The 18,530-nt window shown below is 70.9% G+C and carries 21 protein-coding genes; 14 read left to right on the forward strand and 7 right to left on the reverse strand.

The features are described 5' to 3' along the window. Positions 1–97 precede the first annotated feature (97 nt). The 8 genes from ABT186_RS00190 (at position 98) to ABT186_RS00225 (ending at position 7,327) form a co-directional block, all read left to right on the forward strand. Entirely contained in the window at positions 98–727 is a 630-nt protein-coding gene (locus tag ABT186_RS00190) for a TetR/AcrR family transcriptional regulator (protein WP_351227670.1), read from the forward strand. A gap of 133 nt (positions 728–860) precedes the next feature. Continuing rightward, complete coding sequence (locus ABT186_RS00195; protein WP_141310265.1) at positions 861–1,163, forward strand: urease subunit gamma; 303 nt, start codon at positions 861–863, stop codon at positions 1,161–1,163. Between the two features lie 16 nt (positions 1,164–1,179). Beyond that, a complete protein-coding gene (locus ABT186_RS00200) occupies positions 1,180–1,491 on the forward strand; it encodes an urease subunit beta (protein WP_351227672.1) in 312 nt (103 codons plus the stop codon). After that, positions 1,484–3,205 (forward strand): urease subunit alpha, encoded by a 1,722-nt coding sequence (locus tag ABT186_RS00205; RefSeq protein ID WP_351227674.1) that lies wholly within the window; start codon positions 1,484–1,486, stop codon positions 3,203–3,205. Before ABT186_RS00200 ends, ABT186_RS00205 begins: the two co-directional genes overlap by 8 nt. Then, positions 3,205–3,879 (forward strand): urease accessory protein UreF, encoded by a 675-nt coding sequence (locus ABT186_RS00210; RefSeq protein WP_351227676.1) that lies wholly within the window; start codon positions 3,205–3,207, stop codon positions 3,877–3,879. Before ABT186_RS00205 ends, ABT186_RS00210 begins: the two co-directional genes overlap by 1 nt. A 282-nt stretch (positions 3,880–4,161) precedes the next feature. Then, entirely contained in the window at positions 4,162–4,839 is a 678-nt protein-coding gene (gene ureG / locus ABT186_RS00215; RefSeq protein ID WP_351227678.1) for an urease accessory protein UreG, read from the forward strand. Then, positions 4,827–5,591 carry an urease accessory protein UreD gene (locus ABT186_RS00220; RefSeq protein ID WP_351227680.1) on the forward strand — a complete coding sequence of 255 codons (765 nt, stop codon included), beginning with the start codon at positions 4,827–4,829 and terminating at the stop codon, positions 5,589–5,591. The genes ureG and ABT186_RS00220 overlap by 13 nt, the downstream gene beginning before the upstream one ends. Positions 5,592–5,728: 137 nt before the next feature. Then, a complete protein-coding gene (locus tag ABT186_RS00225) occupies positions 5,729–7,327 on the forward strand; it encodes an alpha/beta hydrolase (protein ID WP_351227682.1) in 1,599 nt (532 codons plus the stop codon). Between the two features lie 70 nt (positions 7,328–7,397). On the opposite strand, the gene ABT186_RS00230 is transcribed toward ABT186_RS00225, so the two are convergent. The 3 genes from ABT186_RS00230 to ABT186_RS00240 all read right to left on the reverse strand — a co-directional run bounded on the left by ABT186_RS00230 (position 7,398) and on the right by ABT186_RS00240 (position 9,462). Then, positions 7,398–8,126: a lysophospholipid acyltransferase family protein gene (locus ABT186_RS00230; protein WP_351922709.1), complete on the reverse strand. Its 729-nt coding sequence runs from the start codon at positions 8,124–8,126 to the stop codon at positions 7,398–7,400. A 259-nt stretch (positions 8,127–8,385) separates the two neighbouring features. Further along, positions 8,386–8,580: a hypothetical protein gene (locus tag ABT186_RS00235; protein WP_351227686.1), complete on the reverse strand. Its 195-nt coding sequence runs from the start codon at positions 8,578–8,580 to the stop codon at positions 8,386–8,388. A 93-nt stretch (positions 8,581–8,673) separates the two neighbouring features. Next, positions 8,674–9,462, reverse strand: a complete 789-nt coding sequence (locus ABT186_RS00240; protein WP_351227688.1) for an ANTAR domain-containing protein — start codon at positions 9,460–9,462, stop codon at positions 8,674–8,676. A gap of 134 nt (positions 9,463–9,596) precedes the next feature. On the opposite strand from ABT186_RS00240, the gene ABT186_RS00245 reads away from it, so the two are divergent. Further along, on the forward strand, positions 9,597–9,935 hold the full coding sequence (locus tag ABT186_RS00245; RefSeq protein ID WP_351227690.1) for a helix-turn-helix transcriptional regulator: 339 nt from the start codon (positions 9,597–9,599) through the stop codon (positions 9,933–9,935). Positions 9,936–9,954: 19 nt separating this feature from the next. Here ABT186_RS00245 and ABT186_RS00250 read toward each other — a convergent pair whose 3' ends face one another. Next, positions 9,955–10,185: a hypothetical protein gene (locus ABT186_RS00250; RefSeq protein WP_351227692.1), complete on the reverse strand. Its 231-nt coding sequence runs from the start codon at positions 10,183–10,185 to the stop codon at positions 9,955–9,957. A gap of 64 nt (positions 10,186–10,249) precedes the next feature. Here ABT186_RS00250 and ABT186_RS00255 point away from each other — a divergent pair, with 64 nt between their 5' ends. After that, on the forward strand, positions 10,250–10,726 hold the full coding sequence (locus ABT186_RS00255; RefSeq protein WP_351922711.1) for a TIGR00725 family protein: 477 nt from the start codon (positions 10,250–10,252) through the stop codon (positions 10,724–10,726). 955 nt (positions 10,727–11,681) lie between these two features. On the opposite strand, the gene rocD is transcribed toward ABT186_RS00255, so the two are convergent. From rocD to ABT186_RS00270, 3 genes are all read right to left on the reverse strand, one after another. After that, positions 11,682–12,902 (reverse strand): ornithine--oxo-acid transaminase, encoded by a 1,221-nt coding sequence (gene rocD, locus ABT186_RS00260; RefSeq protein WP_351227038.1) that lies wholly within the window; start codon positions 12,900–12,902, stop codon positions 11,682–11,684. Beyond that, positions 12,899–13,711 (reverse strand): dimethylargininase, encoded by an 813-nt coding sequence (gene ddaH / locus ABT186_RS00265; protein ID WP_351227040.1) that lies wholly within the window; start codon positions 13,709–13,711, stop codon positions 12,899–12,901. Before ddaH ends, rocD begins: the two co-directional genes overlap by 4 nt. Positions 13,712–13,834: 123 nt before the next feature. Beyond that, complete coding sequence (locus tag ABT186_RS00270) at positions 13,835–14,350, reverse strand: Lrp/AsnC family transcriptional regulator (RefSeq protein WP_351227042.1); 516 nt, start codon at positions 14,348–14,350, stop codon at positions 13,835–13,837. 101 nt (positions 14,351–14,451) lie between these two features. Between ABT186_RS00270 and ABT186_RS00275 the strand changes: the two genes are divergently transcribed. From ABT186_RS00275 to ABT186_RS00290, 4 genes are read left to right on the forward strand one after another with little or no spacing between them, the layout of a single operon-like run. Continuing rightward, positions 14,452–15,207, forward strand: a complete 756-nt coding sequence (locus ABT186_RS00275) for a LytR/AlgR family response regulator transcription factor (RefSeq protein ID WP_351227044.1) — start codon at positions 14,452–14,454, stop codon at positions 15,205–15,207. An 11-nt stretch (positions 15,208–15,218) separates the two neighbouring features. Then, positions 15,219–15,575 (forward strand): hypothetical protein, encoded by a 357-nt coding sequence (locus tag ABT186_RS00280; RefSeq protein WP_351227046.1) that lies wholly within the window; start codon positions 15,219–15,221, stop codon positions 15,573–15,575. Between the two features lie 38 nt (positions 15,576–15,613). After that, positions 15,614–17,326, forward strand: coding sequence for a sodium/solute symporter (locus tag ABT186_RS00285; RefSeq protein ID WP_351922713.1), 1,713 nt, complete (start codon positions 15,614–15,616; stop codon positions 17,324–17,326). Further along, a complete protein-coding gene (locus ABT186_RS00290) occupies positions 17,323–18,528 on the forward strand; it encodes a sensor histidine kinase (protein WP_351227050.1) in 1,206 nt (401 codons plus the stop codon). Before ABT186_RS00285 ends, ABT186_RS00290 begins: the two co-directional genes overlap by 4 nt. Positions 18,529–18,530: the final 2 nt, after the last annotated feature.

Genomic DNA, 18,530 nt, shown 5'->3' on the forward strand with positions numbered 1-18,530 from the left:
ACTTCAAAAAGAATGATCGTTCGTTTTTGCTGCGGCACCACCGTGCTGCGATCCGCTCGTCTTGTAAAGAAGGAATGTTCGTTTTACTTTGGTTGCCATGGCCCGCGTATCCCAGGCACACCTCGACGCCCGCCGCCGCCAGATCCTCGACGGCGCGGCGCTCTGCTTCGCCCGCAACGGATTCCACGCCACGTCGATGCAGGACGTGCTGAAGGAGGTCGCCCTCTCCGCAGGCGCCGTCTACCGCTACTTCAGCGGAAAGGACGAGCTGATCGCCGCCATCGTCGGCGAGGTGCTCGAGGTGCTGAGCGACACCTATGAGGGGGCGGCCGTGGAGACCCCTCCGCCGCTGCCCGACGTGCTGATCGCCCGGGCCCTCGCGCAGCTGAAGCAGGTCAGGCCGGGCGTGCTGGACGACGGCCGGGGGGTTTTCCCACGTCTGCTGATCCAGGTGTGGACCGAGGTCCTGCGCAACGACGAGCTGGCCGCGCTGGTGCACACGGGGTACAACAGGGTCCGCGTCGCCTGGGCGAGGGTCGTGGAGAGCTACAAGGCCGCGGGACTGATCTCCGAGGACGCCGACGCCGATGCCATGGCGCGGGTGATGATCGCGCTCGCCCAGGGGTTCGCCGCGCAGCTGGCCGTGATCGGCGAGCCGCCCCCGGGGACCCTCGAGGAGGGTCTGCAGGCGTTGATGAGCATGCGGGACCCTCGTTCCGGGGGCTGACCGGATCACAGCTCGGTTAACTTGCTTGAAACTCGGTCCAACTAGCCTGCCGATCCACGCCACCAGGGACTTTGCCCCGTGGCTGCGGCAACCGGACCCCGCACGGTCCGGGCGAGGGACTGTGAGGTGGGACGTGCAACTGACCCCGCACGAGCAAGAGAGGCTGCTGATCCACGTGGCGGCCGACGTGGCCGAGAAGCGCCGGGCCCGCGGGCTCAAGCTGAACCACCCCGAGGCGGTCGCGCTCATCACGTCGCACATCCTCGAGGGCGCCCGTGACGGCCGCTCGGTCGCCGAGCTCATGGCCTCCGGACGCAAGCTGCTCACCCGGGACGACGTCATGGAGGGCATCCCCGAGATGATCCATGACGTCCAGGTCGAGGCGACCTTCCCGGACGGCACCAAGCTCGTCACCGTCCACGACCCGATCGTCTGACGGGGGAGCGGCTGCCATGATTCCCGGAGAGATCCTGTTCGCCGAGGACCCGATCGTCTGCAACGAGGGTCGCGAGGTGACCCGGCTGACCGTCCTCAACGCCGCCGACCGGCCCGTCCAGGTCGGCTCCCACTACCACTTCGCCGAGGCCAACCCCGGTCTGGACTTCGACCGTGCGGCCGCGCGCGGCAAGCGGCTGAACATCGCCGCCGGCACCGCCGTGCGCTTCGAGCCCGGGATCCCCGTAGACGTCGAACTCGTTCCGATCGGCGGCGCCCGCATCGTGCCCGGCCTGCGTGGTGAGACCGGAGGTGCCCTCGATGCCTGAGATCTCGCGCGCCGCGTACGCCGACCTGTTCGGGCCGACCGCCGGGGACCGCATCCGCCTCGCCGACACCGATCTGATCGTCGAGATCGAGGAGGACCGCTCCGGCGGCCCGGGACTCGCCGGTGACGAAGCCGTGTTCGGCGGTGGCAAGGTCATCCGGGAATCCATGGGCCAGTCGCGTGCCACGCGCGCGGACGGCACCCCCGACACCGTCGTCACCGGCGTCGTCATCATCGACCACTGGGGCATCGTCAAGGCCGACGTCGGCATCCGCGACGGCCGGATCAGCGCCATCGGCAAGGCCGGCAACCCGGACACCATGGACGGCGTCCACCCCGACCTGGTGATCGGCCCGGAGACGGAGATCATCGCGGGCAACGGCCGGATTGTCACCGCCGGTGCCATCGACGCGCACGTCCACTTCATCTGTCCGCAGATCGCCGACGAGGCACTCGCCGCCGGGATCACCACCCTGATCGGCGGCGGAACCGGACCGGCCGAGGGCTCGAAGGCGACCACCGTGACGCCCGGCCCCTGGCATCTGGCCCGGATGCTGGAGGCGATGGAGGCGTACCCGCTCAACTTCGGTCTCCTCGGCAAGGGCAACACCGTCTCGCACGACGCGATGCTCTCCCAGATCCGTGGCGGTGCCCTCGGTCTCAAGCTGCACGAGGACTGGGGCTCCACGCCCGCCGTCATCGACGCGTCGCTGACCGTCGCCGACCGCACGGGTATCCAGATCGCCATCCACACGGACACGCTCAACGAGGCCGGGTTCGTGGGCGACACCCTCGCCGCGATCAACGGTCGCGGCATCCACGCGTACCACACCGAGGGTGCGGGCGGCGGACACGCGCCGGACATCATGACCGTCGTGTCCGAGCCGCACGTGCTGCCCAGCTCCACCAACCCGACCCGGCCGTTCACCGTCAACACTGCCGAGGAACACCTCGACATGCTGATGGTGTGCCACCACCTGAACCCGGCGGTCCCGGAGGACCTGGCGTTCGCCGAGTCACGGATCCGGCCGTCCACCATCGGGGCGGAGGACATCCTCCACGACCTGGGCGCGATCTCCATCATCTCGTCCGACTCCCAGGCCATGGGGCGCGTCGGCGAGGTCATCATGCGGACCTGGCAGACGGCGCATGTGATGAAGCGGCGGCGGGGCGCGCTGCCGGGTGACGGCCGCGCGGACAACCGGCGCGTACGTCGCTATGTCGCCAAGTACACGATCAACCCGGCGCTCGCCCAGGGCGTCGCCCATGAAATCGGCTCGGTGGAGACCGGCAAGCTCGCCGACCTCGTACTGTGGGAGCCGGCGTTCTTCGGCGTCAAGCCGCACCTCGTCATCAAGGGCGGACAGATCGCGTACGCGCAGATGGGCGACGCCAACGCGTCGATCCCGACACCGCAGCCGATTCTGCCGCGGCCGATGTACGGGGCGATCGGGCGGGCGCCCGCCGCCAATTCCGTCAACTTCGTGGCCCCCCTGGCGATCGAGGACGGGCTGCCGGAGCGGCTCTCCCTCGGGAAGAAGTTCGTGGCCATCGAGTCGACGCGCGGCGTCACCAAGGCGGACATGCGCGAGAACGACGCCCGTCCACGGGTGCAGGTCGACCCCGACAGCTTCGCCGTCCATATCGACGGGGAACTGGTCGAGGCGACACCGGCCGCCGAACTGCCCATGGCCCAGCGCTACTTCCTCTTCTGATGTCCCGGGCAGCGCTTCTCGTACTGGCCGACGGCCGCTTCCCCGCCGGAGGCCACGCGCACTCCGGCGGGGCCGAGGCGGCCGTCCGCGCCGGGCGGATCACCGGGGCCGCCAGTCTGGAGGAATTCTGCCGCGGGCGCCTGCACACGGCCGGGCTGGTGTCCGCCACGCTGGCCGCGGCAGCCGCCCTCGGCGTCGATCCGGTGGCGCTGGACGGCGCCGCGGACGCCCGTACGCCGTCGCTCGCACTGCGCGTCGCCGCGCGCAGACTGGGGCGGCAGTTGATGCGGGCCGCTCGGGCCACGTGGCCCTCAGAGGAACTGGACGCGGTGGCGCGGACGTTCCCCAAGGGGGCGCACCAGCCGGTCGTGCTGGGGCTGGCGGCGCGGGCCGCGGGGCTGGGGCCGGAGGATGCGGCGTACTGCTCGGCGTACGAGAGTGTCAGCGGGCCGGCGAGCGCGGTCGTACGGCTGCTGAGTCTGGACCCCTTTGACGCGACCGCCGTCCTGGCGCGGCTGGCGCCGGAGCTGGACCTCCTCGCGCGCCGGGCGAGCGATGCGGCTCGACGTGTCGTCGACGAGGGGGTGGCTGCGTTGCCTGCCGCTTCGGCTCCGCTGCTGGAGATCGGTGCGGAGGCGCATGCTGCGTGGCCCGTACGGCTGTTCGCATCGTAGGGGGTGTTTCGCCCCCGCCGCCCTTGCCCGTCCCCTCCCCAGGGGCTCCGCCCCTTCGACCCCGCCAGGGGCTCCGCCCCTGAACCCCTGTCCTGGGGACTGCGTCCCCTGAACCCCTGTCCTGGGGACTGCGTCCCCTGAACCCCTGTCCCGGGGACTGCGTCCCCCAGCCCCCTGCCCCGGGGGCTCCGCCCCCAGACCCCCTATCGGCCTCAACGGCCTCGTCCTCGAACGCCGGGCGGGCTTGCGATGACCAACCCCGGCTGAACTGGAGCCGCATCCATGCACCTCGACCATCCCCACGACGGGCCCTCCGCCGTCAGCGCCGACGCCCACCGTCCGGACGGCTCCCGCCGGGCCCTTCGTATCGGGCTCGGTGGGCCCGTCGGATCCGGCAAGACCGCCACCGTCGCCGCGCTCTGCCGCGCCCTGCGTGACGAGTTGTCCCTCGCCGTCGTCACCAACGACATCTACACCCGTGAGGACGCCGAGTTCCTCCTCCGTGAGGCCGTGCTGCCGCCCGAGCGGATCACCGCCGTCGAGACAGGGGCCTGTCCTCACACCGCCATCCGGGACGACATCTCCGCCAACCTCGAAGCCGTGGAGGACCTGGAGGACGGGGTCGGGCCGCTCGACATCGTCCTCGTCGAGTCCGGCGGGGACAACCTCACCGCCACGTTCTCCAAGGGCCTCGTCGACGCGCAGATCTTCGTCATCGATGTCGCGGGCGGGGACGACATCCCCCGCAAGGGCGGACCCGGTGTCACCACCGCCGATCTGCTCGTCGTCAACAAGACCGACCTCGCGCCGTACGTCGGCTCCGACCTCGCCCGAATGGCCGCCGACGCGAAGGCACAGCGGGCCGAACTGCCCGTCGTCTTCCAGTCGTTGCGGACCGAGGCCGGTGTCACCGCCGTGGCCGACTGGGTGCGGGCGCGGCTCGCCGCGTGGACGGCGTGACCACGGGGGTACGGGCCACTGCGCGGATCGTGGCCCGGGACGACGGCCGGGGCGGTACGTCCCTGCCGGTGCTGGCGGGCGAGGGGCCGCTGGCCCTGCGCCGTACGCGGGCGAGCGGCACCGAGGCGCGCGTCATGCTCGTCGGCGCGATGAGCGGGCCGCTCGGCGGGGACCGCTTCACCGTCGAGGCCGAGGTGGCGAGCCGAGCCCGGCTCCATGTGGGATCGGCCGCCGCCACCATCGCGCTGCCCGGGCAGGCCAAGGGCGAAGCACGCTACGACGTCCGGCTCGACGTCGCCGCCGGGGGCGAACTGCACTGGCTGCCCGAGCAGTTGATCTCGGCCCGGGGCAGTGAGCTGTACGTTTCCTCACGCATCGACCTCGCGCCGGGTGCGCGCCTCGTGTACCGGGAGGAGCAGGTACTCGGGCGCGCCGGCGAGGAACCCGGGAGGCTCGGCAGCCGTCTCACCGTACGGCTGGACGGTCGGCCGCTGCTCGACCAGGAGGTGGCCTGCGGACCCGGCGCTCCCGGCGGTTGGGACGGTCCTGCCGTACTGGCGGGACACCGGGCACTCGGGCAACTGCTCGTCGTACGGCCGGAGTTCGACCAGGCGCCCGCCGAGCCGCGGATGCTGGGCGAATGCGCCGCGCTCAGCCCGCTCGCCGGGCCCGCCGTGCTGGTCACGGCCGTCGCGCCCGACGCGCTGCGGTTGCGCCGCGTGCTCAACGAGGCGCTGTACGAGCTAAGTTGAATGGCTCGCTCCGCTCAACGGAGAGTCGTGACCGGTTATCGGATTGGTAAAGAAAGTCAAGTACCCCCTGTTCTCAGGCCCCTCACAGCCGACAGGATCCCCGTGACCTATCGCAACGATGTACGGGGAGGACCCACTTGAGGGGAATCAGACCGACGAGACGGGCGACCGCGCTCGGCTCTGCGGGGGCGCTCGTCACGGCGACGCTGATAGCCGGCGCCGTGGCGGCACCGTCGGCCACCGCCGACACGCGCCATGGCCAGGACCGGGAGGCCCGCGGCGTCGCGATCGCCGCCGCGCGGGCCGCCAAGGCCGGGATCGACTGGCAGGACTGCCCGGCCGACTGGGGGTTCGAGAAGCCCATCCAGTGCGGCTGGGTGACCGTTCCGCTCGACTACGCCCACCCGAACGGCAAGCAGATCAAGCTCGCCGTCGACCACATCGGGAACACGGGCACGAAGCAAGAGCGCCAGGGCGCCCTCGTCTACAACCCGGGCGGTCCCGGCGGCTCCGGCCTCCGCTTCCCGCGCCGGGTCACCACCAAGAACCCGCTCTGGACCAATGTGTCGAAGGCGTACGACTTCGTCGGGTTCGACCCGCGCGGCGTCGGCCACTCGGCGCCCATCTCCTGTGAGGACCCGCAGGAGTTCGTGAAGGCGCCCAAGGCGGACCCGGTCCCGGACTCCGAGGCGGACAAGCTCGCCCAGCGCAAGCTCGCCCGGGAGTACGCGAAGGGCTGCCTCGAGCGCTCCGGCCGCGCGATGCTGCAGCAGATGACCACGGTCAACACCGTGCGCGACCTGGACGTCATCCGCGCCGCGCTGGGCGAGAAGAAGCTCAACTACCTGGGCGTCTCGTACGGCACTTACCTCGGCGCCGTCTACGGCACGCTCTTCCCGGGCCACCTCCGCCGCATGATCGTCGACAGCGTCGTCAACCCGTCGCGCGACAAGATCTGGTACCAGGCCAACCTCGACCAGGACGTCGCCTTCGAGGGCCGCTGGAAGGACTGGGAGGACTGGGTCGCGGCGAACGACGCCTCGTTCCACCTGGGCACCACCCGCGCCGCGGTGCAGGACAAGTGGCTCCAGCTGCGCGCGACGGCGAAGAAGAACCCCATCGGTGGCGTCGTCGGCCCGGCCGAGCTGATCTCCTTCTTCCAGAGCGCCCCGTACTACGACTCCTCGTGGGTGCCGGTCGCCACCGTCTTCGGCAAGTACTTCGCCGGTGACACCAAGGCGCTCGTCGACGCTGCCGCGCCCGATATGTCGAACACCGCGGGCAACATCACGTCGGAGAACGGCAACGCCGTCTACACGGCCGTCGAGTGCACCGACGCCAAGTGGCCCACGAGCTGGCAGAAGTGGGACCGGGACAACACCCGGCTCAACAAGAACTACCCCTTCATGACGTGGGCCAACGCATGGATGAACCTGCCGTGCGCCACGTGGCCGGTCAAGCAGCAGACCCCGGTGAACGTGAAGACCGGCAAGGGCCTGCCGACCGTCCTGATCGTGCAGTCCACGCGTGACGCCGCGACGCCGTTCGACGGCGCGGTCGAGCTCCACAAGCGCTTCAAGGGTTCCCGTCTCATCATCGAGAAGGACGCGGGCTCCCACGGCGTGACCGGTCTGGTCAACCCGTGCATCAACAGCCGGGTGGACACGTACCTGCTGACCGGCAAGACGGACGGCAGCGATGTGACGTGCACGCCGCACGCCACGCCGAAGCCGTAGCCGTACGTACGCGCGAGGGGGGCGGCCGGGTTCCGGCCGCCCCCCTGTCGTGGGTGCTCCCCTCGTCAGCTCAACTCAACGGCATCTTCGGGAACTTGCGGGCCTTCTCCGCCCTCTCCTCCGCGGCCTCCTCCGCCTTGACGACCGCCGCGTACTGGTCGACGTACTCCTGCTCGGAGAGGGTCAGGATGGCGTACATGATCTCGTCGGTGATGGCGCGCAGAACGGCCTTCTCGTTCTCCATGCCGGTGTAGCGGGAGAAGTCGAGGGGCTTGCCGAAGCGGATGACCACCGGGTGGATGTTGGGGATGACCTGGCCCGGCGGCTGGGCTTCGAAGGTCCCGATCATCGCGCAGGGGATGACGGGTACCTGGGCCTTGAGAGCCATCACCGCGACACCGACCTTGCCCTTGTAGAGGCGGCCGTCGTGGGAGCGCGTGCCTTCCGGGTAGATGCCCAGCAGCTCGCCCTTGCGCAGCACGCCGAGGCCCTCGCGGATCGCGGCCTGCCCCGCCTCCTTGCCGGAACGGTCCACCGGGATCTGGCCGGCACTGCGGAAGAACGCGGCCGTGAGCCTGCCCTTGATGCCCGGACCGGTGAAGTACTCGGCCTTCGCCAGGAAAGTGATGCGCCGCTTGAGTATCGCGGGCATCAGGAAGTGGTCGGAGAAGGAGAGATGGTTGCCGGCGACGATGGCCGGCCCCTCCGCCGGTACGTGCTCAAGACCCTCTATTCGCGGCCGGAAGACCAGTCTCAGGAGCGGTCCAAGAATGACGTATTTGAGCAAGTAGTAGAACAAGGGGTCGCTCCTCGCTCCGGTGGATCGGCTCAACCGCGCGTTCCAGCAGCTCAACCGGCATGTCGTGGGGTGCCAGTGTAGGGTCAGGCGCGGTCGGCCGGAACCGGGCGCGAGCCGACACGGCCTGATCACAACGATCCTGACGGATCGCCAGGGACTGAGATGCGCCGGACTGCTCCGGATGCCTCCGAACGCCTCGTGCGGTCCATGGGGGCGGACCGCACGAAGGAGGGCGCAGTAACACTGCTGATGGCGATGGTCACAGGTAGTATTCGTCCTCCTGCTTCGGGTAGGTGGACTCGTCCTCCTCCTTTTTCTGACGGCCACGCTGCTGCTGTTCCTGCCGGTGCTGGCGCTCCTGGCGCGCCTGTTCCTGGGCGCCGAGGGTCTCCTCGGTCATGTCCTTGAGGTGGCCCGAATCGTCCGCGTACCGGTCATGTCCCCGGTCGGTCATGTCGGCTCACTCCTCGATGAGCTGAGTCAGGGGCGCGGCTCCGCCCCTGATCAGCGTGGCATGAGTGACTTTTCCCTGCATGCCGGCGGGGGGCTACCCGGCGGTTCCGGGAGGTGCGGCCGAGGGCTCCTTGACCGCGCTGACCGCGCTGACCGCCTCCGCCAGCTCCCGCTGCACCGGTCCGGGCGGGGTGTCGCCGTTGACGGCCGCCACCAGGTCCTCGGCGACATGGTGCAGCTTCGTGTTGGTCTTCTGGGAGATCGTGACCAGCACGCTCCAGGCGTCCTGGGCGCTCAGCGCGAAGGACGCCATCAGGACCCCGCGGGCCAGGTCGATCACCGGCCGGGTCTGCATGGCCCGCCGGAGCTGGACGAGTTCGATGTGCAGATCCGGGGCGATACCGTCGGGCCGCTCGTCCTCCGGCAGGGCGCCGGGCTCCCCTTGAGTCGGCTTGGCGTAGCCGTTCACCGTGGTCGCGGCGGCGGAGCCGGTCAGGCCGAACAGCGGCCGGGTGCCGGTCAGCGTGAGCAGCCTGTCCACGGCGGGTGCGGTCGCGCTGAAGAGGACGGTCTTGGCGTCCTCCAGGGCTCGGCGGCGGATGCAGAGCAGGACGTTGAGCCCCGAGCAGTCGCAGAAGTCCACTCCACCCAGATCGAGATCGACACCGCTCACCGAGCTGCGCAGGGCGTCGCGCAGAGCGTCGAGCAGCGCCTCCTCCGTGTCGATGTCGAGCTCGCCCGACACCGTCACGGTCACCCGGTCCCCGTCGCGGTTCGCGTCCACCGTCAGACAGGGCGGCAGAAGGTTCTGCGACGAATGCGCCCAGGCCACGTGAACGACACCGTCCGGGCTCTCGGGCTCGGGAGGTACGCACTTCTCCATGGCAGCCTCCCGAGCTCATCCGCTCGTACGCGCCCCCCAGGCCAGACTCAGCCCGTCATACTCCTATGTCAAGGGATGCATGAATCGTCTTTCACCCTTTTGTATTCATGAACTCCAGCGCCTAATCTCGATCCATGGGTGGAGTGCCTGAGTCGCATACGGGGTGGACTTTCCTCACCAACCACGCACGGGTGCTGGCTGCGATCGCCGAGGACCAGAGCACCCGTATCCGTGATATCGCGGCCCGCTGCCGGCTGACGGAGCGCGCGGTCCAGAAGATCATTGCCGATCTCGAGCAGGACGGATATCTCACTCACACCCGTGAGGGGCGCTCCAACATGTACCGCATCCAGCCGGACACGCTCCTGCGCCACCCGGCGGAGGGTGACCTGACCGTCTCCGATCTGCTCGCCCTCCTCGCCCGGCAGGACGCCCAGCGCAGTCTGCAAGAGCACGAACGCCGGCACCGGTAACGGGTGGAACGACAGCCGGTCAGCGGTAGCGCAGGGGCGCGAACGGCCAGTGTGCCGACAGCCGGGCGGCCACCGTCTCGCGCAGGGGGCCGTCCAGCTCGGCGCGGTCCGCGCTCACGCAGGAACGCACGTCCGTGGTGCGCTCGTCCTCACGGGACGGATAGATGTACACGCACCCCAGCCGGAAGCCGTCGCCGAGGAGGACTCGGGGTACCTCGAAGTCGTCGGGGACGAATGCGGGAGTGGGCATACGGCGAGGTTGACGACCGGCGCCCGACGCGACGCGGTAATTTCCACGCCGGAGGTGGGCCGGCATGGCGGTGCAGGTGGCGGTGTGCGGGCCGGCGCAGTGCGGCGAGCCGGAGTGGACCCTCGCGTACGAGCTGGGCCGGCTGCTTGCGGAGCGAGGTGCCGTGGTGATCTGCGGAGGGCACGGCGGGGTGATGGCCGCGGTGGCGGCGGGCGCCCGGTCTCGTGACGGCCTCGTCGTCGGGGTGCTGCCGGGCGCCGATCGCGCCGGTGCAGGGGTGGATCTGAGCGTCGCGATCGCCACCGGCCTCGGGCAGGCGCGCAACAGCGTCATCGTCCACAGCGGGGACGCCGTCGTGGTGGTCGGCGGATCCTGGGGCACGCTCTCGGAACTGGCCCTCGCCATGCGCCGGGGCGGCGTGCCCGTGGTCCAGCTCGGCGACGGCTGGCGGCCCGTCGGCCCCGACGGACAGGAACTTCCCGGCGTACGGCATGCACGGACACCCGCCGAGGCGCTGGACCTCACGGGGTTGTGGGGCTGACCGGGCTGGGGGCTGCCGCCCGGCATCGGCCTGACGGCCGCGTCCTCAAACGCCGGACAGGCTGAAGGATTCGGCCCGTCCGGCGTCGTAAACCAGCCCTGGCCCGGGGGAATCCAGCCCGTCCGGCGTTTGCGGAGCGGGGGCGCGGAGGCCGGCACCGCGAACGGGATCTGGGGCGAAGCCCCCGCGGGGGCGGGGTGGAGCACCGCGAGGGGGAGGGGGACGTAGCGCCCGCCCTGGGTTCGGGGGTGGAGCCTCTGGCAGGGGTGTAGGGGGCGTAGTCCCTGCGGGGGAGTTCCGCGAGGGGTGCGCGGGAGGTAGTCCCTGCCGGGGGGGTGGGGGAACTCCGCGAGGGGTGCGGGGGGCGTAGTCCCGGCCCTGGGTTCGGGGGTGGAGCCTCTGGCAGGGTGCAGGGGGCGCAGTCCCTGCCGGGGTTGCGGGGAGCCCGCGAGGGGTGCGAGGCAGTCCCGGCCGGGGTTGGGCGGAGTCCGCGAGGGGGTGTAGGGGACGTAGTCCCTGCGGGGGTGGGGTGGAGTTCCGCGAGGGGGGGGCGGGGGCGTAGTCCCGGCCCTGGGTTCGCGGGTGGATCCCCTGGCAGGGGTGAGTCGCTGCCGGGGTTGCGGGGCGCCCGCGAGGGTTGCGAAGCCGTCCCTGCCGGGGTTACGGGGAGCCCGCGGGGGTGCGAAGCTGTCCCTGCCGGGGTTGGGCGGAGTCCGCGAGGGGTGCAGGGGACGTAGTCTCCGCCCCGGGTTCGGGGGCGGAGCCCCGGGTAGGGGTGCAGGGGACGCAGTCCCCGCCGGGGTCCGGGGGCAGGAGCCCCGGGTAGGGGTGCAGGGGACGTAGTCCCCGCCGGGGTCCGGGGGCGGAGCCCCAGGCGGGGTTGAAGGGGCGGAGCCCCTGGGGACGGGAAGGGTAGGGGCGGCGGGGGCGAATCAACCCCGCCGCACCATCGTGGTCACGCCACCAGCACCTTCTCCAGCGCCTCCAGCGCCGCCCCCAGCTCCTCACCCGTGATCGTCAGCGGCGGAGCCAGCCGGATCGTCGAGCCGTGGGTGTCCTTGACCAGGATCCCCTCCCGCATGAGGCGTTCGCTGATCTCGCGGCCCGTGCCGATCGCCGGGTCGATGTCGACGCCCGCCCACAGCCCGCGCGAGCGGAAGCCTACGACGCCCTTGTCGACGAGTGAGGCGAGTCCGTCCCGCAGTACGACCCCCAACTCGGCCGCCCTGCGCTGGAACTCGCCGGTCTTCAGCAGTCCGACGACCGCCGAGCCGACGGCCGCGGCAAGCGGGTTACCGCCGAAGGTCGAGCCGTGCTCGCCCGGCCGCAGGACGCCCAGCACCTCCCGGCGCGCGACCACCGCGGACACCGGCACGATCCCGCCGCCGAGTGCCTTGCCGAGCAGCACGACATCCGGTACGACGCCCTCGTGGTCCACCGCCAGCGTGCTGCCCGTGCGGCCGAGGCCCGACTGGATCTCGTCGGCGATGAACAGGCACCCGGTACGGCGGGTGAGGTCGCGGACCCCGGTGAGATAGCCCTCGTCGGGGATGATCACACCGGCCTCGCCCTGGATGGGCTCGATCAGCACGGCCGCCGTCGTCTCGTCGACGGCCGCCTCCAGCGCTGCCAGGTCGTTGTACGGGACGATCCGGAAACCGGGCGTGAACGGGCCGAAGCCGGACCGTGCGGTCTCGTCCGTGGAGAAGCTGACGATCGTCGTCGTACGGCCGTGGAAGTTGCCGGAGGCGACGACGACCGTCGCCTGGTCGGTCGGTACGCCCTTGACCTCGTACGCCCACTTGCGGGCCACCTTGACGGCGCTCTCCACCGCCTCCGCGCCGGTGTTCATCGGCAGCACCATGTCCTGGCCCGTCACCTCGGCCAGGGACTCCGCGAACTCGGCCAGCTGGTCGTTGTGGAAGGCCCGGGAGGTGAGGGTCAGCCGGTCCAGCTGGCGGTGGGCGGCCTCGATCAGCACCGGGTTGCGGTGCCCGAAGTTGAGGGCCGAGTAGCCGGCGAGCATGTCGAGGTAGCGGCGGCCCTCGACGTCCTCCACCCAGGTGCCCTCGGCGCGGGCGACGACCACGGGCAGCGGGTGGTAGTTGTGCGCGAGGACCGGTTCCTCGGCGCGGATCAGCTCGGCGGACGAACGCGTACGGACGGGAGCGGTCATGAACGGATCTCCTGGGTGCAGCACTTGATGCCACCGCCGGCCTTGTGGAACTCGGAGAGGTCGACGGGGACGGGAACGTATCCGTGGCGTACGAGCTGGTCGGCGAGGGCGGTCGCCCCCGGCGCGATGAAGACGTGCCGGCCGTCCGAGACGGAGTTGAGGCCGAAGGCCATCGCATCCTCGCGGGTGGCGAGCACGGCGTCCGGGTACAGCCGCGCCAGCACCTCGCGGCTGCCCGGCGAGAACGCGTCCGGGTAGTACGCGATGTTGTCGTCGTCGAGGACGAACAGCGCCGTGTCCAGGTGGTAGAACAGCGGGTCCACCAGCTGGAGGCTGATCACCGGGACCCCGAAGAACTCCTGCACCTCGCGGTGCGCCTCCCGGGTCGTACGGAATCCGGTGCCGGCCAGGACGTACCGTCCCGTGGGGATCAGATCGCCCTCGCCCTCGCACACCGATTCGGGGCGGTACACGTCGAAGCCCGCCGTCTTGAACCAGGTGTCGTACGCGGTGGACTCGGGGCGGCGCTGCGGGGCGTGGAAGAGGGAGCCGAAGACCCGGCCCTGCAGGACGAGCGCGGAGTTGGCCGCGAACACCATGTCGGGGAGTCCGGCCACCGGATCGACGTTGTCCACGGTGTGCCCGTGGGCGCGGTAGGCGCTGATCAGCGCCCGCCACTGGTCCTGGGCGAGATCGATGTCCACCTGGGTATCGGGGTGCATCCAGGGATTGATCGCGTACTGCACGGCGAAGTGTCTGGGTTCGCAGACGAGAAAGCGCCTCAGACGCGGTACACGGCTTTCGGGCACAGAAAGGCTCCTCCGCTTCCTGCGGTGTCAAAGAGGGGTGACACCACGGTAGAAAGTGGCCGAGACGCGCGACAAGCGACGAAGGCTGCGTGTGTGCGCAGGATTGCTGCGTCGTAACCGGGGTCAGCGCACGTCTGGTGCGTTCCCTTGGGGGTCTTCCGGCGCGGGCTGGCTGGCGCCCGCTTCCGGGCTTTCCGGGAGGAGGTGGGACAGCACCATGTAGCTGATCGTCTTCCGGATGAACGGCTCGGTGCGGATCCGCTCCAGCACCTCCTCGAAGTGCTCCACGTCCGTCGCCCGCACATGCAGCAGCGCATCCGCCCCGCCGGTCACCGTCATCGCCGCGGTGATCTCCGGATGGTTGCGCACGACCTCCGCCAGCCGCCGGGGCGGCGCCGCGCCCTCGCAGTACACCTCCACGTACGCCTCCGTGCGCCAGCCCAGCGCCGACGGCTTCACCGTGGCCGTGAACCCGGTGATCACGCCCGTCTCGCGCAGCCGGTCCACCCGGCGCTTGACCGCGGTCGCGGACAGCCCGATCGCCGCGCCGATCTCCGCGAAACTGCTCCTCGCGTTCGCGGTGAGCGCTGTGATGATCTTGCGGTCGAGCTCGTCGAACATGGCCGGCCTGCTGTTCATGCGGGCACTGTAATCCAGAGCGGCGGGACCACCGTATCCAGCGAGAACGTCCATGTTGCGCACATGTCCAGACGTACGGATTGCTCCTAGACTCCACGTTCATGCTGCGCGCCCTCGCCGTCGACGACGAACGCCCCTCGCTCGAGGAACTCCTCTATCTGCTCAACGCGGACCCGCGGATCGACAGCGCGGAGGGCGCGGGCGACGCGACCGAGGCCCTGCGCCGTATCAACCGTGCCCTGGTGTCCGGGCCCGACGGCCCCGACGCGCTCGACGTCGTCTTCCTCGACATCCATATGCCCGGGCTCGACGGGCTGGAGATGGCCAGGCTGCTGACCGGGTTCGCCCGGCCGCCGCTCGTCGTGTTCGTCACCGCCCACGAGGGCTTCGCCGTACAGGCCTTCGACCTCAAGGCCGTCGACTACGTCCTCAAGCCCGTGCGCCGCGAGCGGCTCGCGGAAGCGGTGCGCCGCGCCGACCGGTTACGGGAGACCTCATCGCTGATTCCCGTGCACGAACCCGACCCCGACCACATATCCGTCGAACTCGGCGGCGTGATGCGGTTCGTGCCCGTCGAGGACATCACCCATGTGGAGGCGCAGGGCGACTACGCACGCCTGCACACTCCCCAGGGCAGCCATCTCGTACGGATCCCGCTGTCCACGCTGGAGGAGCGCTGGCGCTCGCGCGGCTTCGTCCGCATCCACCGCCGCCACCTCGTCTCCCTGCGCCACATCGACGAACTCCGCCTGGACGCGGGCACGGTGAGCGTGCTCGTCGGCTCCGTCGAACTCCAGGTCAGCCGACGGCACGCCCGCGAGCTGCGGGACCTGCTGATGCGCCGGACCGCGGGCTAGGGGAGGACGCCGTGCCCCAGGACCCCAGCGAACGCCGTGTCGTCGTCACCGGGCCGCCCCGGCACACCCGCCGGTCCTTCGGCTACTACCGGCCCCGCACCGAGATCGACGAACAGACCACGCTCGGCCACACCTATGTCCGCTCGCTCATGCGCAGCCAGCTCAGAGCGGCACTCGCCGTGTTCACGGTCCTGGTGCTCCTGGTGGGACCCCTTCCCCTGGTCTTCGCCACCACCCGGAACAAGGGCCTGGAATGGGCCGTGCTCGGTTTCTGCCTCTACCTGCCGCTGGTCCTGTTCGCCCGCTGGTACGTGCGCCGCGCCGAACGCAATGAGAAGGACTTCGTCCGCCTCGTCGAGGACCGCTGAGGCCTGCTCGTGAACCAGGACACCGCCAAGGCCCGCTCGTGAACCAGAACTACGCCGTCCCCGCGGTCGCCCTCGTCGTCCTGGCGACCGTCCTCGTGGGCGCCTTCGGCCTGCGCATCTCCCGCACCACCTCCGACTTCTACGTCGCCTCCCGCACCGTCGGACCCCGACTCAACGCGGCCGCGATCGGCGGCGAGTATCTCTCCGCCGCCTCCTTCCTCGGTATCGCCGGGCTCGTCCTCGTCCAGGGCCCCGACATGCTCTGGTACCCGGTCGGCTACACCGCCGGCTATCTCGTCCTGCTCCTGTTCGTGGCCGCCCCGCTGCGCCGTTCCGGCGCCTACACCCTGCCCGACTTCGCCGAGGCCCGGCTCGCCTCGCAGCCCGTGCGCCGGCTCGCCGGGGCCTTCGTCGTCGGGATCGGCTGGCTGTATCTGCTGCCCCAACTCCAGGGCGCGGGGCTCACGTTGGCCGTGCTGACCGGCGCGCCCGACTCGCTCGGCGGGGTCATCGTCGCGGTCGTGGTGGTCGCGACCGTGGCCGCGGGCGGCATGCGCAGCATCACCTTCGTGCAGGCCTTCCAGTACTGGCTCAAACTCACCGCCCTGCTCGTCCCCGCTCTCTTCCTGGTACTGGCCTGGCAGAGCGACGGCGCGCCGCGCGACGCCTTCGCCGAACCGACGACCTTCCGCGAGAACCGTGTCGTACGGATCGACGACAGCCTCGACCTGAAGCTGTCGCGCCCGCTCGACGTGACGGCGACGGGCACGGTCGACGGCCGACGGTATGCCGGGCAGCGCCTGGGCCTCGCCGCCGGTGTCCATCGCGTCGAACGCGGCACCCGGCTGACCTTCGCCAAGGGGGACCCCGTTCCCGCCGCCGACCGCGGCAGCAACGGCGGCATGTCGACCTCGCCGGCCTCCGGCCGGGAGGAACGCCCGCTGTATGCCACGTACGGACTCATCCTCGCCACCTTCCTCGGCACCATGGGCCTGCCGCACGTCGTCGTCCGCTTCTACACCAGCCCGCACGGCGTCGCGGCCCGCCGCACCACGGTCGCTGTGCTCGGCCTGATCGGCGCCTTCTACCTCCTGCCGCCCGTCTACGGCGCGCTGGGCCGGCTCTACGCCCCCGAACTCACCCTCACCGGTGACGCCGACGCCGCCGTCCTTCTGCTGCCCGGCCGCATGATCGGCGGGCTCGGCGGGGACCTGCTGGGCGCGCTGGTCGCGGGCGGGGCCTTCGCCGCGTTCCTGTCCACGGCGTCGGGACTGACCATGGCGGTCGCCGGAGTGCTCACCCAGGACGTGCTGCCGTCGCGCGGCGTACGGCACTTCCGGCTCGGCACGCTGCTGGCGATGACGGTGCCGCTGGCAGCGAGCGTACTGGTGGGCGGGCTACCGGTCGCGGACGCGGTGGGACTCGCGTTCGCCGTGTCCGCCTCGTCGTTCTGCCCGCTGCTCGTGCTGGGCATCTGGTGGCGGCGGCTTACCCCGCCGGGGGCGGCTGCGGGCATGCTGGTCGGGGGCGGTTCGGCGTTCGTCGCGGTGGCGGCGACCATGGCGGGCTACCCCGGCACCGGCGCCCTGCACGCCCTGCTCGCCTGGCCCGCGCTCTGGTCGGTGCCGCTCGGGTTCCTGACCATGGTGCTGGTTTCCCTGGCCACGCCCGGGCGGGTACCGGCCGGGACCGCGGCGATCCTGGCCCGATTCCATCTGCCCGAGGAACTGCGGGCGGAGGTGAAGGCATGAGCGGCTTCCTCGCCGGTCTGTGCGTGGCCGTCCTCCCGCTGCTCGCGGCCGGGTTCTGGCTCGGCCGGCGCACCGCGCGCCCCGAGAGCCTCGGCGGACTCGGCACCCCCGTCGAGCACGCCACCTTCCAGACGCTGCACACCGCCTCCCTGGCCGCACCCCCACTGCGTGCCGGGCTCACCGAGGAGACGGCCCGCAAGTCCGCGCGCCGGCTGCGCAGCCTGCTCGGTACCGACGCGCTGTGCCTCACCGACCGCGAGGCCGTGCTGGCCTGGGACGGCGCGGGGGAGCACCATCGCGAGGAGGTACTGGAGCGGCTCGCCGGTCCGCTGGACTCCGGCCGTGGCGAGGCCTTCCGCCTCCGGTGCGACGAGCCGGACTGCCCACTGCGCTGGGCCGTCGTCGCCCCGCTCACCGTCGACGACCGGGTGTACGGCGCGCTGGTGGCCTGCGCGCCCCGCGAATCCGCCGTCCTGGTCCGCGCCGCCGGCGAGGTCGCCCGCTGGGTCTCCGTGCAACTGGAGCTGGCGGACCTCGACCAGTCCCGTACCCGGCTCATCGAGGCCGAGATCAAGGCCCTGCGCGCCCAGATCTCCCCGCACTTCATCTTCAACTCGCTCGCCGTGATCGCCTCGTTCGTGCGCACCGACCCCGAACGCGCCCGCGAACTCCTCCTGGAGTTCGCCGACTTCACCCGCTACTCGTTCCGCAGGCACGGCGACTTCACCACGCTCGCCGACGAACTCCACGCCATCGACCACTACTTGGCGCTCGTCCGGGCCCGCTTCGGCGAACGCCTCTCGGTCACCCTGCAGATCGCGCCCGAGGTGCTCCCCGTCGCCCTGCCCTTCCTCTGCCTTCAGCCGCTGGTCGAGAACGCCGTCAAGCACGGTCTGGAAGGCACCACCGACAAACGGCACATCAGCATCACCGCGCAGGACGCGGGCGCCGAGGCACTGGTCGTCATCGAGGACGACGGCGCCGGAATGGACCCCGAACTGCTGCGCCGCATTCTCGCCGGTGAGGTGAGCCCGTCGGGCGGTATCGGCCTGTCCAACGTGGACGACCGGCTGCGCCAGGTCTACGGCGACGACCACGGCCTCGTCATCGAGACCGCGGTGGGAGCGGGCATGAAGATCACCGCCCGGGTGCCGAAGTACCAGCCGGGAGTGCACTCGGCGGGACGGCTGCCCCGGCAGTGAGC

Source organism: Streptomyces sp. NPDC001634 (assembly GCF_040298185.1).
Lineage (GTDB): Bacteria > Actinomycetota > Actinomycetes > Streptomycetales > Streptomycetaceae > Streptomyces.

Coding starts and splice junctions, on each gene's coding strand:
- ABT186_RS00190 (WP_351227670.1), top strand. CDS start 98: ATGGCCCGCGTATCCCAGGCACACCTCGACGCCCGCCGCCGCCAGATC.
- ABT186_RS00200 (WP_351227672.1), top strand. CDS start 1,180: ATGATTCCCGGAGAGATCCTGTTCGCCGAGGACCCGATCGTCTGCAAC.
- ABT186_RS00205 (WP_351227674.1), top strand. CDS start 1,484: ATGCCTGAGATCTCGCGCGCCGCGTACGCCGACCTGTTCGGGCCGACC.
- ABT186_RS00210 (WP_351227676.1), top strand. CDS start 3,205: ATGTCCCGGGCAGCGCTTCTCGTACTGGCCGACGGCCGCTTCCCCGCC.
- ureG (WP_351227678.1), top strand. CDS start 4,162: ATGCACCTCGACCATCCCCACGACGGGCCCTCCGCCGTCAGCGCCGAC.
- ABT186_RS00235 (WP_351227686.1), bottom strand. CDS start 8,580: ATGACCGACCGGGGACATGACCGGTACGCGGACGATTCGGGCCACCTC.
- ABT186_RS00240 (WP_351227688.1), bottom strand. CDS start 9,462: ATGGAGAAGTGCGTACCTCCCGAGCCCGAGAGCCCGGACGGTGTCGTT.
- ABT186_RS00245 (WP_351227690.1), top strand. CDS start 9,597: ATGGGTGGAGTGCCTGAGTCGCATACGGGGTGGACTTTCCTCACCAAC.
- ABT186_RS00250 (WP_351227692.1), bottom strand. CDS start 10,185: ATGCCCACTCCCGCATTCGTCCCCGACGACTTCGAGGTACCCCGAGTC.
- ABT186_RS00255 (WP_351922711.1), top strand. CDS start 10,250: ATGGCGGTGCAGGTGGCGGTGTGCGGGCCGGCGCAGTGCGGCGAGCCG.
- rocD (WP_351227038.1), bottom strand. CDS start 12,902: ATGACCGCTCCCGTCCGTACGCGTTCGTCCGCCGAGCTGATCCGCGCC.
- ABT186_RS00270 (WP_351227042.1), bottom strand. CDS start 14,350: ATGAACAGCAGGCCGGCCATGTTCGACGAGCTCGACCGCAAGATCATC.
- ABT186_RS00275 (WP_351227044.1), top strand. CDS start 14,452: ATGCTGCGCGCCCTCGCCGTCGACGACGAACGCCCCTCGCTCGAGGAA.
- ABT186_RS00290 (WP_351227050.1), top strand. CDS start 17,323: ATGAGCGGCTTCCTCGCCGGTCTGTGCGTGGCCGTCCTCCCGCTGCTC.